Raw genomic sequence first — 15,162 nt, forward strand, 5'->3', positions numbered from 1 at the left:
CCGCAATTGCGGCCCTTGTCAGTTACTTCTCCAGCGCGATCTTCGGCGCCCAGCGTAACCACTCTTCCTTGACCTCGTCATACAGGGCAAAGGTCTGTCCTGGCTGCGCTGGCCCGCCCATCTGCGGATTATCCGGCGAGGCGAAGGCGATGCCGCCTTCAAGCAAAGCCTCCAGCGACTCGGTACGCACCTTCACCCCGCTGAACAGCCCAGCATCCACGCCAATACCGCTGGCATTCCAGAAGCGGCTGCCGCTGCGTACCAGCGGCGCATAACGCGGCTCAATCAGGATATGGATCAGCACCCGATCCGAAGTCGGCCCCAGCTCGAAATCGGTGACCTTGCCCACCGGCACCTCACGGTAACTGACCACCACACCCGGTTTGATCGTAAGCGCTCCATAGACCCCACCTCCCTCTGGAGAGGTTTTGCGTTTTACAGTGGCGTCGTTGGTTGGCAGTTCCAAGGCAGCAGCGCTTCGTAGGCTTCAACGCTGTTGGCCAGCGGCAGGCGTTCGAGGACATGGCGCAGCCAGGCGTAGGGCTCCTGGCCATTGGTCTTGGCGGTTTCCACCAGGCTGTAGAGTTGGGCGCTGGCGGTCGCGCCTTTCGGCGTGTCGCTGAACAGCCAGTTCTTGCGACCTATGACGAAGGGCCGGATCGCGCGCTCGGCAGCGTTGTTATCGATCGGCAGGTGGCCAGCCTCGATGTAGCGTTCGAGTCGGCTCCAGTTGCTCGCCAGGTAGTTCACTGCTTTGCCCAGGGCATTCTGCGCCGTGACCTGCGGCTGGGTTTTCTCCAGCCAGGTCTTGAGCTGATCGAGGAGCGGTAGGCTGTGCTGCTGGCGGCCCCGGTAGCGCTGTTCATCGCTGGCATCCTTAAGTTCGCGCTCGATGCCGTAGAGCTTGTTGATCATCCCCAACGCGATGTCGGCACGCCCGGTTTTGCCCTTCGGTTGCACCTTTTGCGCTTCGACGAACTTGCGCCGCGCATGCGCCCAGCAGGCCAGGCGCTCAACACCTTGTTGTGCGGCCACGGCGTTGTAGCCGGCGTAATCGTCGGTCATCAGGTAGCCGCGATAACCGTCGAGCAGGCGCAGCGGCACCTCCTGCGCGCGGCTGGTTGTGTAGTCGAAGAGGATCACCGGTTTGTCAGCGGTGACCGGCGCGCTTTCGCAGGCCTTGCAGGCATAGGTCTTGCGAACGTGGCGGATCACCTGAACCTGCATCGGGATGATTTCCAGCTGCTCGCTGGTTTCTTCGCCGATGGCCTGCTTGCGGCAACCGCATTCGCAGGTCAGTTCGTGTTCGGGCAGTTCGTGGATGACCTCGACACGCGGTAGTTCGGCCGGTAACGGCTTGCGCTTGCCGCGGCACTTGGTCGGCGCAACGACTTCTTCCTCGACCTCAGCGGCCGGAGCTTCAGCCGCCGCTTCGGCCAGGCTTTCCGCTTCGTTGAACATCTCTGGTCGCTGCTCTGCTCGGATTTACGGCCGAACAGGCGCTGGATCAACAGCGCGTTTTGTTCGCGCAGGCGCTCGATCTGCCCATCCTTGTCCTTGGCCAATTCCTGCGCCGACGACAACACCTCAGCGAGCAATTGCTTGAGCGCGGCGGGGTCATCAGGAAGGGTTTCGGGCACAGAAATCATGCCGTGGATTATACCGGCTCAGGTGACGAACCTAGGGGTCAAAACCTGGTGCGGCCGGTTGCGCCACAGGTCGATGCCGTCCAACAACCAGTTCAACTCCTGGGCCGTCAGCACGATCGCATCTTCGCCAGGTTCCGGATGCGACTTGAAGCGTTCAGCCTCCAATCGCTTGAGCCACAGGCAAAAGCCGTTGCGCTCCCAATACAAAATCTTCACCCGGCTGCGCGCGCGGTTGAGGAAGACGAACAGCACCGGGTCGAACACCGCCACCTTGATATCCAGCTCGACCAGGGCGGCCAGGCCATCGATGGATTTTCGGAAATCCACCGGCTTGGGGTATAGATAGACTTTTTCGACTTTGGCGTCGGGGCGCATCATGACGGCTGGCTCCAGAAAGAAATTGGAGCTCAGCATTGGCTGGCCTGCGGATCATTTGTAGATGAGGTTTATGGAGCGCTTACCTCCGACCTTCATGGCTGTTCTGATTGAGGCAACGCGTTTTGAGTTACAACAAGGACACTGCAATGACATGGGATAGCTCCATGGTGGGTGGGTTCATTGCGGTGATGTATGGCTGAGATTATTTGGGATCAACATTCAACAAGCTGCTATTTCTGCTACGCGTAGCAGGTGTAGCAGCCATTTCAGAGAATGTTGAATGAAATAACTGCGCCCGACGCTAATGTCATTTCGCGGATCTGGCAGGCTCTAGGACGGAGGTTTCGGCTTTTAAAGACAAGCATTTTTAGCTTTCGCGAAATCATTGCGCGTTCGATTTCGCGGAAATGCATGCTCCACACTGGCTTCGGGTTTTCAACAGAAGGAAAAAACCATGAAGACAGAAACAATCACAAGCATTTACATGCTGACACTGCAGCAGGTTGTACAGCGAACTGGATTGTCACGCTCCAGCATATACAGCCGTCTCGACCCAAAGTCACGATACTTTGATCCATGCTTCCCGCGTCAAATTCGGCTTGGCCGGAAGGGCTCGGCAGTGCGTTGGATCGAATCCGAAATCAATGCATATCTAGGGCGGTTGCAGGAGCTGAGTGCAACACGGTTATTGAATTGACGCTGGCGCATCATGCCGCATAGCCATGGCTTCTTGCATTACTTCGCTCATGACTTCGATCGGGCACTTGAAGTCGAAGCGCTTACGCGGCCGCATATTCAGTTGCAGTGCAATGGCATCCAACTGTTCTTGGCTGTGTCCCGACAAGTCTGTGCCCTTGGGCAGGTACTGGCGAATGAGGCCGTTGATGTTTTCGTTGCTGCCGCGCTGCCAGGGGCTGTGTGGGTCGCAGAAGTAGATCGCTATGCCGGTTCTCTGGGTGATCTCGGCGTGCCGCGCCATCTCCCGGCCCTGGTCGTAGGTCATGCTCTTACGCATCGCCAGCGGCATACGATTGAGTGCGGCGCTGAAACCTTCCATCGCCGAGGTCGCCGTCGCATCGTTCATCTTGATCAGCATCAGGTAGCCACTGGTGCGTTCTACCAAGGTGCCGACCGACGAGGCGTTGGCCTTGCCCTTGATAAGGTCGCCCTCCCAGTGGCCCGGCATCAGGCGGTCTTCAATCTCCGGCGGGCGCACGTGAATACTGACCAGCTCTGGGAGCTGGCCACGTCGATCCACGCCGCCAGAGCGCGGCCTGCGCGTCGTCTTGCTTTGGCGCAGGCAGATAATCAGCTCCTTACGCAGCTCGCCGACCGGCAAGGCATAGATCGCGGTATAGATCGTCTCGCGACAGACGTAGGCATCTCTGAGGCTGGGTATGTTCATGCTGCGCAGCTTGCCGGCAATCTGCTCGGGAGACAAACGCTCACGCAGCATATGGGTCACCAACTCGAAGCGTTCACTACCGGGCAGCAGCTTTCGCTTGGGCCGGCAGACTTGGCGCCGGGCTCTCATCTGCTGCTGCGCCGCACGGGCCGAGTAACGTAAGCGCTCCATAGACCCCACCTCCCTCTGGAGAGGTTTTGCGTTTTACAGTGGCGTCGTTGGTTGGCAGTTCCAAGGCAGCAGCGCTTCGTAGGCTTCAACGCTGTTGGCCAGCGGCAGGCGTTCGAGGACATGGCGCAGCCAGGCGTAGGGCTCCTGGCCATTGGTCTTGGCGGTTTCCACCAGGCTGTAGAGTTGGGCGCTGGCGGTCGCGCCTTTCGGCGTGTCGCTGAACAGCCAGTTCTTGCGACCTATGACGAAGGGCCGGATCGCGCGCTCGGCAGCGTTGTTATCGATCGGCAGGTGGCCAGCCTCGATGTAGCGTTCGAGTCGGCTCCAGTTGCTCGCCAGGTAGTTCACTGCTTTGCCCAGGGCATTCTGCGCCGTGACCTGCGGCTGGGTTTTCTCCAGCCAGGTCTTGAGCTGATCGAGGAGCGGTAGGCTGTGCTGCTGGCGGCCCCGGTAGCGCTGTTCATCGCTGGCATCCTTAAGTTCGCGCTCGATGCCGTAGAGCTTGTTGATCATCCCCAACGCGATGTCGGCACGCCCGGTTTTGCCCTTCGGTTGCACCTTTTGCGCTTCGACGAACTTGCGCCGCGCATGCGCCCAGCAGGCCAGGCGTTCAACACCTTGTTGTGCGGCCACGGCGTTGTAGCCGGCGTAATCGTCGGTCATCAGGTAGCCGCGATAACCGTCGAGCAGGCGCAGCGGCACCTCCTGCGCGCGGCTGGTTGTGTAGTCGAAGAGGATCACCGGTTTGCCAGGCGGGCCACCGGTCTGCACCCACATCCAGGAGTGGCTGCTCGGATCGCGCCCAGGCTCCTTGAGCACCTGCACGCGGGTTTCATCGCAGTGGATCACCGGACTGTCCAGCAGCCTGTCGCGCATCAGGTTGAGCAACGGTTGTAGCAGTTCGCCGCACTGGATCACCCAGCGCGCCAGGGTCTGCCGGGGGATGTCGATGCCATGGCGACTGAGCATCTTTTCGAAGCGATACAGTGGGATGCCGTCGGCGTATTTGCTGGTCAGCAGCATCGCCAGCACGCTCGGGCTGGCCAGCCTTTTCTCGATCAGTTGGGCCGGTTTGTCAGCGGTGACCGGCGCGCTTTCGCAGGCCTTGCAGGCATAGGTCTTGCGAATGTGGCGGATCACCTGAACCTGCATCGGGATGATTTCCAGCTGCTCGCTGGTTTCTTCGCCGATGGCCTGCTTGCGGCAACCGCATTCGCAGGTCAGTTCGTGTTCGGGCAGTTCGTGGATGACCTCGACACGCGGTAGTTCGGCCGGTAACGGCTTGCGCTTGCCGCGGCGCTTGGTCGGCGCAACGACTTCTTCCTCGACCTCAGCGGCCGGAGCTTCAGCCGCCGCTTCGGCCAGGCTTTCCGCTTCGTTGAACATCTCTAGCTGCGGTGAATCCGGGTCGCTGCTCTGCTCGGATTTACGGCCGAACAGGCGCTGGATCAACAGCGCGTTTTGTTCGCGCAGGCGCTCGATCTGCCCATCCTTGTCCTTGGCCAATTCCTGCGCCGACGACAACACCTCAGCGAGCAATTGCTTGAGCGCGGCGGGGTCATCAGGAAGGGTTTCGGGCACAGAAATCATGCCGTGGATTATACCGGCTCAGGTGACGAACCTAGGGGTCAAAACCTGGTGCGGCCGGTTGCGCCACAGGTCGATACCGTCCAACAACCAGTTCAACTCCTGGGCCGTCAGCACGATCGCATCTTCGCCAGGTTCCGGATGCGACTTGAAGCGTTCAGCCTCCAATCGCTTGAGCCACAGGCAAAAGCCGTTGCGCTCCCAATACAAAATCTTCACCCGGCTGCGCGCGCGGTTGAGGAAGACGAACAGCACCGGGTCGAACACCGCCACCTTGATATCCAGCTCGACCAGGGCGGCCAGGCCATCGATGGATTTTCGGAAATCCAACGGCTTGGGGTATAGATAGACTTTTTCGACTTTGGCGTCGGGGCGCATCATGACGGCTGGCTCCAGAAAGAAATTGGAGCTCAGCATTGGCTGGCCTGCGGATCATTTGTAGATGAGGTTTATGGAGCGCTTACCGAGTAACGACCGCAGACCTCTCGATTACGGCGCAACTCGCGACTGATAGTCGAGGGGGATCGGTTGATCAGGTGGGCAATCTTGCGCAGGCTAAAGCCTTGGGCATGACCGATTTGAATAGTGGCGCGCTCTTCAACGCTGAGTTCGGAATAAGACATAGGGGCAGCACCGTATCGGAAAGATCAGGTGTTGCACTCAGTTTTTGCCGCCGCCGCTTCTCTGATTTTTGTTTCTAGCCCACTCTTATCTCCGATCCAATACTCCTTCAGTCTAGTTTTAATATACGCCTTGGTTTCATTTAATGATCGACGCTCATAGCTTGACTCTATTCCTAATATTTCTCTGTGTAACTCATTGATGAAGTGAAGGCTGTCGGATATGTGCGGATCTTGACTCGGATGTAATTGAGGTTTTCTGCATGGTAATTGAGGGATAATTAATTCCATGTCATTAGGGGAGATTAATAGGTCTGAGAATGATATTCGAATGCTGCATTCGCTTCCTGCATTCATGTCTATTTCTTCTTTCTTGTTTTGTTGTTTTTTTCTAGCGCAAATATATCCGTATAAATATTTAAACCAAAATATTGGATTCGTGCTTATATGTACTCTTGCGAACTCGGCAGGGGTTGCTATTTTAATTCCTGAATTAACATCATAGCTGCCGGCAAAAAGGAACTTGTCAATTCGAATGCCATTTTTTAAAGCTATGAGTTTGTAATCATTTGGAACAAGACAAAGGTATTCAATTAAATCTGTAACTACTTGATATTGAGCAGACTTAAGTATAGATTTTACATTTTCATTTAATGGTAATGTATTCGATATTTTCCTTTCTGACATGTCAGATAAGAACAAGTCGTAATTATCAACTGGTGCTTCAATGAATAGATTTATGTTGATAACGGTAAAAATTTCTATTAGAGCTTGTGAAGATATACCGTAAGCATTTGCTAACTTCTCAGCGGACTGTATTGGTTTCACGCTTTGGGAGCTTGTCACGGGAAGACTTACCTTGTCAGTGGTTCAGGCTGGTTTACTTGAGTCAGCACGAGTTACTGAGCAGTATATTGTATCGGTAGTCTAGCTCAGCTATTTCAGAGACTTGGCGTGCAGGCTTTTAGGCGATTTTCTCTAACCGGTCTAGCGGACGCGGACGTTCGGAATTACTCATCTAAAGCCCAGTGTCAGTTTTCGGCAGTGTTTTTTCAGGTAACGAACCCACCCCGCGCGCTGAGAAATGAAACACCGGCCACTCGGCACTCAGGGGACTGGTGGACGCCATAAGCCATAAGTAGCGTCGAGCCAGACTAGCCGCCGTAGCCCGATAACTTACCGCCGCAAAGTAGAGTCATGTATCAGGCCCGACGCATAGCCACCCCGCTGCCTCCGCTTGTATGGGCGAAGTCGAACGGGGTTACATGCTGGTCACGGTTGGCATCAAGGTAGTCAGCCCACCATTGCACCATTAGTCGACGCTCCTCCAGGTGTTCCGCCTTGTGAATATAGGCCGCTCGCACACCGTTGCGCTCTTGATGGCTCATCTGCCGCTCCACCGCATCACGCGACCACAACCCCGACTCGACAAGTGCGCTACAGGCCATGGCGCGAAAACCATGACCGCACACCTCAGTTTTGGTGTCGTACCCCATGCGCCGTAAAGCCGTGTTTATGGTGTTCTCGCTCATGGGTTTGTGCTGGTAGTGGTCGCCGGGAAACACCAATTCAAAGCCACCGGAAAGCGCCTGCACCTGCTCCAGCAGGATCGCGGCCTGGCGCGACAATGGAACAAGGTGCGGGGTCCCCATCTTTGACCCGCGCTGAGAATGCTTCACCCCTTCGATTGCCTGGCGCTGGCCAGGGATCGTCCATAGAGACCGGCCTAGGTCAACCTCAGGCCAGCGGGCAAATCTCAGCTCGCTAGAGCGAATAAACACGGCTAGGGTTAGGCGCACAGCCAGCCTGGTGATGGCTCGCCCTTCGTCTGCGTCGATACGTGCCAGCAGTTCCGGCAAACGCTCGAGCGGCAAGGCTGGGCGATGCATTGTCTTGCGCGAGGCTAGAGCGCCAGCAAAGTCTTGAGCTGGGTTGTAGTCAATGAGCCCCCCGCTGCACGGCGTAGCGCATGATGCATGCCGTTCGCTGCTTCAAGCGCGCGGCCACGTCCAAGGCACCGCGCCTCTCTACAGCCCTGATTGGCGCAAGCAAGTCACTGGTTTTCAGCTCACCTATGCCACGCTTACCGATCATCGGGAAAAGGTCGGATTCAAGCCACTTCAGAACGCGTGCCGAATGCTCAGGCGACCACTTGACCATGCTTGCATGCCATGCGCGCCCCACCAACTCAAAGGTATTCAAGCTGGCAGCCGCCTCGGTACGCTTCACCTGACGAGCGTGTTCAACCGGGTCACTGCCTTGTGCCAGAAGGGCTAGAGCTTCCGCCCTGCGTTCACGCGCACCCTTTAATGACCGGGCAGGATAGTTGCCGAATGATGCATGGCCGCCGCCCCCATCCGGCTTTGTGTACTTAAAGCGCCATAGCTTGGCCCCGGTCTTTTTGACCAGAAGATACAGCCCTTGGCCATCAAACAGTTGGTAATCCTTTTCGCGAGGCTTGGCTGCATTGCATTTGGAGTCTGTAAGCGGGATCGCTGTTCTGGCCATTTTAGGTACACGCCAATTATCGGATCAATCGTGTACCTAAGTATGTACCTAAAAGCTTGGGCTTGCATAGGACGACATAAAACAGCTTTAGACGAAAAACCCCGCACTGGGCGGGGCTTCCGTAGTATTTATGCGACCGAATTGGACGGCATAAAACTAGTTATTGGTACCGAGGAGGGGACTCGAACCCCTACAGCCTATGGCCACTACCACCTCAAGGTAGCGTGTCTACCAATTCCACCACCTCGGCAAAATCGTTTGTTGCGTACAACCTACTACGTTTTACTGCTGCTCAGGAGCCTGAGGTACGTCCGCCGCTTCAGTAGCCGGCTTAGCTGCATCGAGAACAGGTACATCGTCAACAGCTGGCTTAGCCTGTTGTACTTCCAGGACTGCTGGATCAGGCAAACCGACCTGAGCCATACCATCAGCTTTGTCTTTAGCAAAGAACGCTAAACCCAAGCTAGTCATGAAAAAAGCGGTGGCGAGTATAGCAGTAACGCGACTCAAAAAGGTAGTAGTTCCTTGGCTACCGAATACGGTAGAAGAAGCACCCGCACCAAAAGAAGCACCTGCGTCCGCACCTTTACCCTGCTGCAGCAAAACCAGCACAACAACACCGATAGCACCCAGCAGATGAAGAACAACGATAACTGTTTCCAGCATTTCTTTAGCTTCCTGCGGCGCGACAAATCGCACCGAACTCATCCGCATTCAGAGAGGCTCCACCCACAAGCCCCCCATCGATATCCGGCATACCGAACAACTCGGCTGCACTGGCGGCCTTGACGCTGCCGCCATAAAGAATTCTTACCTCGCCCGCCAACTCAGGGCTTTTCGCCGCCAACCGCGCACGAATTGCCGCATGCACTTCCTGCGCTTGCGCAGGCGATGCGGTCAGACCAGTACCAATGGCCCAAACTGGCTCGTAGGCAATGACCGCAGCGGCAAACACCTCAACACCCAGCGCATCGGCCACCGCAGACAACTGCGCAGCAACCACTTCAAGTGCCTGCCCCGCCTCACGCTGCGCCAGGGTCTCACCGACACACAACACCGGAATCAAGCCTGAAGACTGCGCCGCCGCAAACTTGCGTGTCACAACCTCATCACTCTCACCCAACAGCGATCTACGCTCGGAGTGACCAACCAGCACCAGCGAACAGCTCGCATCATGCAACTGACTTGCAGCCACTTCGCCAGTCAAAGCACCTTGCTGCGCTTCGGTAGCACAATCTTGCGCACCTACCGCAACAGCCTTGCCGGCCAGACCTTCAACCACCTGACCAAGATGCAAACAAGACGGGAAAACCGCCACATCCACATCAGCAGGCAACACCTGCTGATTGAGACCGTTGATCAGCTCTGCGACGCTGGCGCGGGTACCGTGCATTTTCCAGTTACCAGCAACCATTGGGCGACGCATACTTTACCTCGTCGGTCAAAGAGGGCGCAGATGTTACCCAACAGCCACCCGACTGGCAAGCCGAATCAAGCACATACATCAGCAACAACTTTAGCCAATTCATCGGCATAGCCGCGCACCTGGCCTTCATCGTCACCCTCAACCATAACCCGCACCAACGGTTCGGTGCCGGACTTGCGCAGCAGCACCCGCCCACGACCAACCATCTGCTCGGTCACCCGCGCACTGGCCTGCTGCACAGCTGGGTGCTCCAGAGGGTCAACACCGCCAGCAAAGCGAACGTTCACCAGTACCTGCGGACACTTCTGCATCCCGAGGCGAGCCTCGCCCAGGGTTTGCTCACGACGCTTGAGCGCCATCAACACCTGCAGCGCAGCGATAATTGCATCACCAGTAGTGGTGTGCTGGAAACACACTAGATGACCGGAATTTTCCCCACCCAACTGCCAGTTGCGCGACAGCAACTCGGCAATCACGTAACGGTCACCGACCTTGGCACGCACAAACGGAATACCCAGATCAGCCAGAGTAAGCTCCAGCCCGAGGTTACTCATCAGCGTACCAACAACGCCCCCTTGCAGCTTGCCGCGCTCCAGCAGATCACGGGCGATGATAAACAGCAGCTCATCGCCATCCACTACGGCACCGGAGTGATCGACCATCAACACCCGATCCGCATCACCATCAAAGGCAATACCCAGATCAGCCTGCTGCGCCAGCACTTCAGCCTGCAGCGCCTCGACGTGGGTCGAGCCGCAGCTGTCATTGATATTCAAGCCATTGGGCTGCGCTGAAAGCACCGTAACCTGCGCGCCCAACTCACGGAATACGCTAGGTGCAACCTTGTACGCCGCGCCATGGGCGCAGTCGACCACAATCTTCAGCCCGGCGAAGTCGGTACTGCTCGGCACACTGCTCTTACAGAACTCGATATAGCGCCCAGCGGCATCATTGATTCGCGAGACCTTGCCTAGCTGCTCGGACTCAACGACCATCATCGGCTGATCAAGCAACTCTTCGATCATCAACTCGATTTCGTCCGGCAGCTTGGTTCCTTGCCCAGAGAAGAACTTGATGCCGTTGTCATGATGGGGGTTGTGCGAGGCACTGATAACGATCCCCGCCTCGGCATGGAACGTCCGAGTCAGATACGCGATTGCCGGCGTCGGCATTGGCCCGAGCAGCATTACATCAGCCCCCGCCGCAGACAGGCCCGCCTCCAGGGCAGACTCGAACATATAACCGGAGATGCGCGTGTCCTTGCCGATCAGAATGAGGCACTTGCCCTGCTTGCGAAACGCCATCCCGGCCGCCCAGCCGAGCTTGAGCATGAATTCCGGGGTAATAGGGAAGTCACCGACACGCCCACGAATACCGTCAGTACCAAAATATTTTCTACCCATCCCACAATTCCTTCTAACTTATTCGGCCGCTTCAACCGCAGCGATCATCCGTACAACATCAACCGTCTGTGCCACGTCGTGGACCCGCAAGATGTGTGCACCTTTGCTCAACGCCAGCGCAGCCAGGGCCAGACTGCCATATAGGCGCTCGCCTACTTCATGCCCCAACACCTTGCCGATCATACTCTTGCGCGACACCCCCACCAGCAAAGGTCGCCCTAACGCATGCAGCACTGGTAGGTGCTTGAACAGCGACAGATTGTGCTCCAAGGTTTTCGCAAAACCAAAACCCGGATCAAGAATGACTCGCTCAGCGCCAATCCCCGCCGCCGTACAGGCGGCCAGCCGCTCAAGCAGAAACTCGCACACTTCTGCCACGACATCAGAGTACTGAGGGTTCTGCTGCATGGTCGTGGGCTCGCCACGCATATGCATCAGACACACCGGCAAACCGCTATCCGCCGCCGCATCCAGCGCACCCTCACGCTGCAGTGAACGCACGCCATTGATCAATCCCGCCCCCAGCCGCGCCGTTTCGCGGATGACTGCTGGCGTTGAGGTATCCACCGAAATGATCACATCCAGCTCACGAGCAATGGCCTCGACGACCGGCGCAACCCGCTCCAGCTCCTCGACCGGTGAAACTGCACGAGCACCGGGCCGGGTCGACTCACCACCGACATCAATCAGGGTCGCCCCCGCCTGCAGCATCGCCTCGGCATGACGCAAAGCCGCATCACACTGGCCATAGCGCCCACCATCGGAAAATGAGTCGGGGGTGACGTTGAGGATACCCATCACTTGCGGACGGCTTAAATCAAGAAACCGGCTGCCACAGGGCAGCCGGTCAAAGGTTGGAGCAACAGACATGGAAAACCTTAAAGCTCGGCGGCTGGGCCACCAATTGGCTTCTCTGTGGACTCGGTAACTTCAACAGGCGCGCTCGGCGTACCGTTGTTGTCGTCACCGCCTTGCCAGCCTTTCGGCTCACGCGGTGCGAGACCATTCATGATGTCTTCGATTTGCTCGGCATCAATGGTTTCGTACTTCATCAGCGCTTCAGCCATCGCATCAAGCTTATCGCGATTTTCCTGCAGCAGGCGCTTGGCGGTGCCGTAGCACTCGTCGATGATGCTACGCACTTCCTGGTCAATCAGCTTGGCGGTGTCGGCAGAGACATTGCTCTGATTGCTGCCCATGCTACGACCGAGGAATACCTCACCCTCCTCCTCCGCATACATCAGCGGACCGAGCTTTTCCGACAGACCCCACTTAGTGACCATGTTCTTGGCCAACTGAGTGGCGCGCATGATGTCGTTGGACGCACCAGTGGTGACGCCATCAAAACCCAGGGTCATTTCTTCGGCGATACGACCACCGAACAGCGAGCAGATCTGGCTGGTCAGCACACGCTTGCTCAGACTGTAACGGTCTTCCTCAGGCAGGAACATGGTCACGCCCAGGGCGCGGCCGCGCGGAATGATCGACACCTTGTAGACCGGATCATGCTCAGGCACCAGACGCCCGACAATTGCATGGCCAGCTTCGTGAAATGCAGTGTTGAGTTTTTCCTTGTCCGACATGACCATGGTTTTGCGCTCAGCCCCCATCATGATCTTGTCCTTGGCCAGCTCGAACTCTTTCATTTCGACCAGACGCTTACCGGCACGGGCAGCAAACAGCGATGCCTCGTTGACCAGATTGGCCAGATCCGCACCGGAAAAGCCCGGGGTACCCCGCGCGATCACCGCCGGGGCAACATCTTCGCCCATCGGCACTTTGCGCATGTGCACTTTGAGAATCTGCTCGCGGCCACGAATGTCCGGCAGCCCCACCACGACCTGGCGGTCGAAACGACCCGGGCGCAGCAAGGCAGGGTCAAGTACGTCAGGACGGTTGGTGGCAGCGATCACAATGATGCCGTCGTTCATTTCGAAGCCGTCCATCTCTACCAGCAACTGGTTGAGAGTCTGCTCACGCTCGTCGTGACCGCCGCCCATGCCTGCGCCACGATGGCGACCCACGGCGTCGATTTCGTCAATAAAGATGATGCACGGCGCGTGCTTCTTAGCCTGTTCGAACATGTCACGCACACGGGATGCGCCGACACCGACAAACATTTCCACAAAATCCGAACCGGAAATGGTGAAAAACGGCACTTTGGCTTCACCGGCAACCGCCTTGGCCAGCAAAGTCTTACCGGTACCTGGCGAGCCGACCATCAACACGCCACGCGGGATACGGCCGCCCAGGCGCTGAAACTTGCCCGGATCACGCAAAAACTCAACCAACTCACTGACTTCTTCCTTGGCCTCGTCGCAACCGGCGACGTCAGCGAAGGTCGTCTTGACCTGATCTTCCGAGAGCAGGCGTGCCTTGCTCTTGCCGAAGCTCATCGGCCCGCCCTTGCCGCCAGCACCACCCTGCATCTGGCGCATAAAGAACATGAACACGGCGATGATCACCAGAATCGGGAAGCTGGCGACCAATAGCTGAGTCCAGATACTCTGCTGCTCAGGCTGCTTGCCGACGATCTCGACGTTGTTGTCCATCAGGTCCTTGATCAGGCCATTATCCTGAATCGCCGGACGCACGGTCTCGAACGAGGAACCATCAGTACGCGTACCGCTGATGATAAAGCCATCAACCGTTACTCGCTTAACGCCGCCATCCTGAACCTGCTGGATAAACTGCGAATAGTTGAGTTTGTTCGACTCAGTCGGGCTGGAGAAATTGTTCATCACCGTCACCAAGACGGCGGCGATGATCAGCCACAGAACCAGATTCTTTGCCATGTCGTTCAATTAGCTACCCTCTGAAGCAGGCCCCGTGTCGAAGCGCACTTCGCATGACGACCAGTTATGTACCGATCTAACTTACTACACAACGCCCACCCCTGGCAGACGCCGTCTGTAACCCTTTATTTGTTGTGAGACCACAAAGCCCCACCACAATTCGCCGCAACCCCAACGCCGTCAGAGGCCGCGGAAGCCTCGTGCCAGCAGATATTGCTCGCGGGAGCGGTCACGCGAGGACAGCGGCTTGCGCATCTGCACCTTGTCGAATAGCTGACGCACCTGCTTGTGGTACAGATCGAAACCTTCGCCCTGGAAGATCTTGATCAGAAAATCACCACCCGGTCGCAATACCCGGGTCGACAAATCCAGCGCCAACTCACACAGGTACATCGCGCGAGGCTGATCCGACTCCCTTACCCCACTCATATTGGGGGCCATATCGGAAATCACAAGGTCTACCGGGTGATCACCGATGGCCTCGAGAATCTGCGCGAACACCTCATCATCGGTAAAGTCACCCTTGATGAAGGCAACGTCCGGAATGCTGTCCATCTCCAGGATATCTGAAGCGATCAAGCGCCCTTTGTCACCGATCACCCGACTGGTGACTTGCGACCAGCCGCCCGGCACAGCACCTAGATCAACTACAGTGATGCCAGGCCGCAGGATGCGATCCTTCTCCTGAATCTCCAGCAGCTTGTAGCTGGCGCGCGAACGATAGCCATCCTTCTGCGCCATTTTGACGTAGGGGTCGTTGAAGTGCTCTTTCAGCCAACCTTGACTGGTCTTGGAACGGGCCACGCAATACCTCGAATGTGCAACGCATGAATATCTGGGCGGCCCCGAAGGCGCTCGGGTAAACTAACCGCCGTTTTTTACCAGATTAAATGCAGGAATCAGATTATGCCGCTCACTCAAGAGCAGAAGAAACAATTCAAATCTATCGGTCACCATTTGAAGCCTGTATTGATCGTGGCTGACAACGGTCTGACCGAAGGTGTGCTGACTGAACTGGAACGCGCACTGGGCGATCATGAACTGATTAAAGTGCAATTACGCATCACTGAGCGTGAAGACCGCCTCGCGGCCATCAATGAACTGTGCAAAGCCGGCAAAGCCGAACTGGTTCAGGTGATTGGTAAAATGGCGCTGATCTACCGCAAGAACCCGAAAGTGAACAAGAACCTGTCCAACGTTCATCGTTATCACGGCTGATT

General features: G+C 56.9%; 13 protein-coding genes, 1 tRNA gene and 4 pseudogenes. 2 read left to right on the forward strand and 16 right to left on the reverse strand.

What is annotated here, in order from left to right:
• Positions 1–22: 22 nt before the first annotated feature.
• From BLW24_RS01555 to tnpB (BLW24_RS01565), 3 genes and pseudogenes are all read right to left on the reverse strand, one after another.
• Positions 23–391, reverse strand: a pseudogene (locus BLW24_RS01555) (MlaD family protein); the annotation flags it as partial.
• A gap of 44 nt (positions 392–435) precedes the next feature.
• Positions 436–1,649: pseudogene (tnpC, locus tag BLW24_RS01560) on the reverse strand (IS66 family transposase).
• Between the two features lie 18 nt (positions 1,650–1,667).
• Entirely contained in the window at positions 1,668–2,063 is a 396-nt protein-coding gene (tnpB, locus tag BLW24_RS01565; protein WP_244161054.1) for an IS66 family insertion sequence element accessory protein TnpB, read from the reverse strand.
• Positions 2,064–2,511: 448 nt separating this feature from the next.
• On the opposite strand from tnpB (BLW24_RS01565), the gene BLW24_RS01570 reads away from it, so the two are divergent.
• Positions 2,512–2,724 carry a helix-turn-helix transcriptional regulator gene (locus BLW24_RS01570; protein WP_244161255.1) on the forward strand — a complete coding sequence of 71 codons (213 nt, stop codon included), beginning with the start codon at positions 2,512–2,514 and terminating at the stop codon, positions 2,722–2,724.
• On the opposite strand, the gene BLW24_RS01575 is transcribed toward BLW24_RS01570, so the two are convergent.
• The 13 genes and pseudogenes from BLW24_RS01575 to rlmE form a co-directional block, all read right to left on the reverse strand.
• A complete protein-coding gene (locus BLW24_RS01575) occupies positions 2,713–3,603 on the reverse strand; it encodes an IS30 family transposase (RefSeq protein WP_420874974.1) in 891 nt (296 codons plus the stop codon). The two genes, BLW24_RS01570 and BLW24_RS01575, sit on opposite strands and share 12 nt — an antisense overlap.
• Positions 3,604–3,636: 33 nt before the next feature.
• Positions 3,637–5,193 (reverse strand): IS66 family transposase, encoded by a 1,557-nt coding sequence (tnpC, locus tag BLW24_RS01580; protein ID WP_090375563.1) that lies wholly within the window; start codon positions 5,191–5,193, stop codon positions 3,637–3,639.
• Between the two features lie 18 nt (positions 5,194–5,211).
• On the reverse strand, positions 5,212–5,607 hold the full coding sequence (gene tnpB / locus BLW24_RS01585; protein ID WP_244161055.1) for an IS66 family insertion sequence element accessory protein TnpB: 396 nt from the start codon (positions 5,605–5,607) through the stop codon (positions 5,212–5,214).
• A gap of 46 nt (positions 5,608–5,653) precedes the next feature.
• A pseudogene (locus tag BLW24_RS01590) lies at positions 5,654–5,813 on the reverse strand (helix-turn-helix domain-containing protein); the annotation flags it as partial.
• A gap of 24 nt (positions 5,814–5,837) precedes the next feature.
• Complete coding sequence (locus BLW24_RS25475) at positions 5,838–6,656, reverse strand: hypothetical protein (RefSeq protein WP_139272622.1); 819 nt, start codon at positions 6,654–6,656, stop codon at positions 5,838–5,840.
• A gap of 356 nt (positions 6,657–7,012) precedes the next feature.
• Positions 7,013–8,318, reverse strand: a pseudogene (locus BLW24_RS01595) (tyrosine-type recombinase/integrase).
• A gap of 164 nt (positions 8,319–8,482) precedes the next feature.
• Positions 8,483–8,568 (reverse strand) — tRNA-Leu (locus BLW24_RS01600).
• 32 nt (positions 8,569–8,600) lie between these two features.
• Entirely contained in the window at positions 8,601–9,026 is a 426-nt protein-coding gene (secG, locus tag BLW24_RS01605; RefSeq protein ID WP_420875018.1) for a preprotein translocase subunit SecG, read from the reverse strand.
• Complete coding sequence (tpiA, locus tag BLW24_RS01610) at positions 8,989–9,744, reverse strand: triose-phosphate isomerase (RefSeq protein ID WP_090375827.1); 756 nt, start codon at positions 9,742–9,744, stop codon at positions 8,989–8,991. The genes secG and tpiA overlap by 38 nt, the downstream gene beginning before the upstream one ends.
• Before the next feature lie 65 nt (positions 9,745–9,809).
• Positions 9,810–11,147 carry a phosphoglucosamine mutase gene (gene glmM / locus BLW24_RS01615; RefSeq protein WP_090375830.1) on the reverse strand — a complete coding sequence of 446 codons (1,338 nt, stop codon included), beginning with the start codon at positions 11,145–11,147 and terminating at the stop codon, positions 9,810–9,812.
• Positions 11,148–11,165: 18 nt separating this feature from the next.
• Entirely contained in the window at positions 11,166–12,017 is an 852-nt protein-coding gene (gene folP / locus BLW24_RS01620) for a dihydropteroate synthase (RefSeq protein WP_090375833.1), read from the reverse strand.
• A gap of 8 nt (positions 12,018–12,025) precedes the next feature.
• The gene (ftsH, locus tag BLW24_RS01625; protein WP_090375836.1) at positions 12,026–13,942 is read right to left on the reverse strand and encodes an ATP-dependent zinc metalloprotease FtsH; all 1,917 of its coding nucleotides are present in this window, start codon (positions 13,940–13,942) and stop codon (positions 12,026–12,028) included.
• A 180-nt stretch (positions 13,943–14,122) separates the two neighbouring features.
• Entirely contained in the window at positions 14,123–14,746 is a 624-nt protein-coding gene (rlmE, locus tag BLW24_RS01630; RefSeq protein ID WP_090375839.1) for a 23S rRNA (uridine(2552)-2'-O)-methyltransferase RlmE, read from the reverse strand.
• A 102-nt stretch (positions 14,747–14,848) separates the two neighbouring features.
• Between rlmE and yhbY the strand changes: the two genes are divergently transcribed.
• A complete protein-coding gene (yhbY, locus tag BLW24_RS01635) occupies positions 14,849–15,160 on the forward strand; it encodes a ribosome assembly RNA-binding protein YhbY (RefSeq protein ID WP_090375842.1) in 312 nt (103 codons plus the stop codon).
• The last annotated feature ends 2 nt before the right edge of the window (positions 15,161–15,162 follow it).

It is taken from the genome of Pseudomonas anguilliseptica, from assembly GCF_900105355.1.
Taxonomy (GTDB): domain Bacteria; phylum Pseudomonadota; class Gammaproteobacteria; order Pseudomonadales; family Pseudomonadaceae; genus Aquipseudomonas; species Aquipseudomonas anguilliseptica.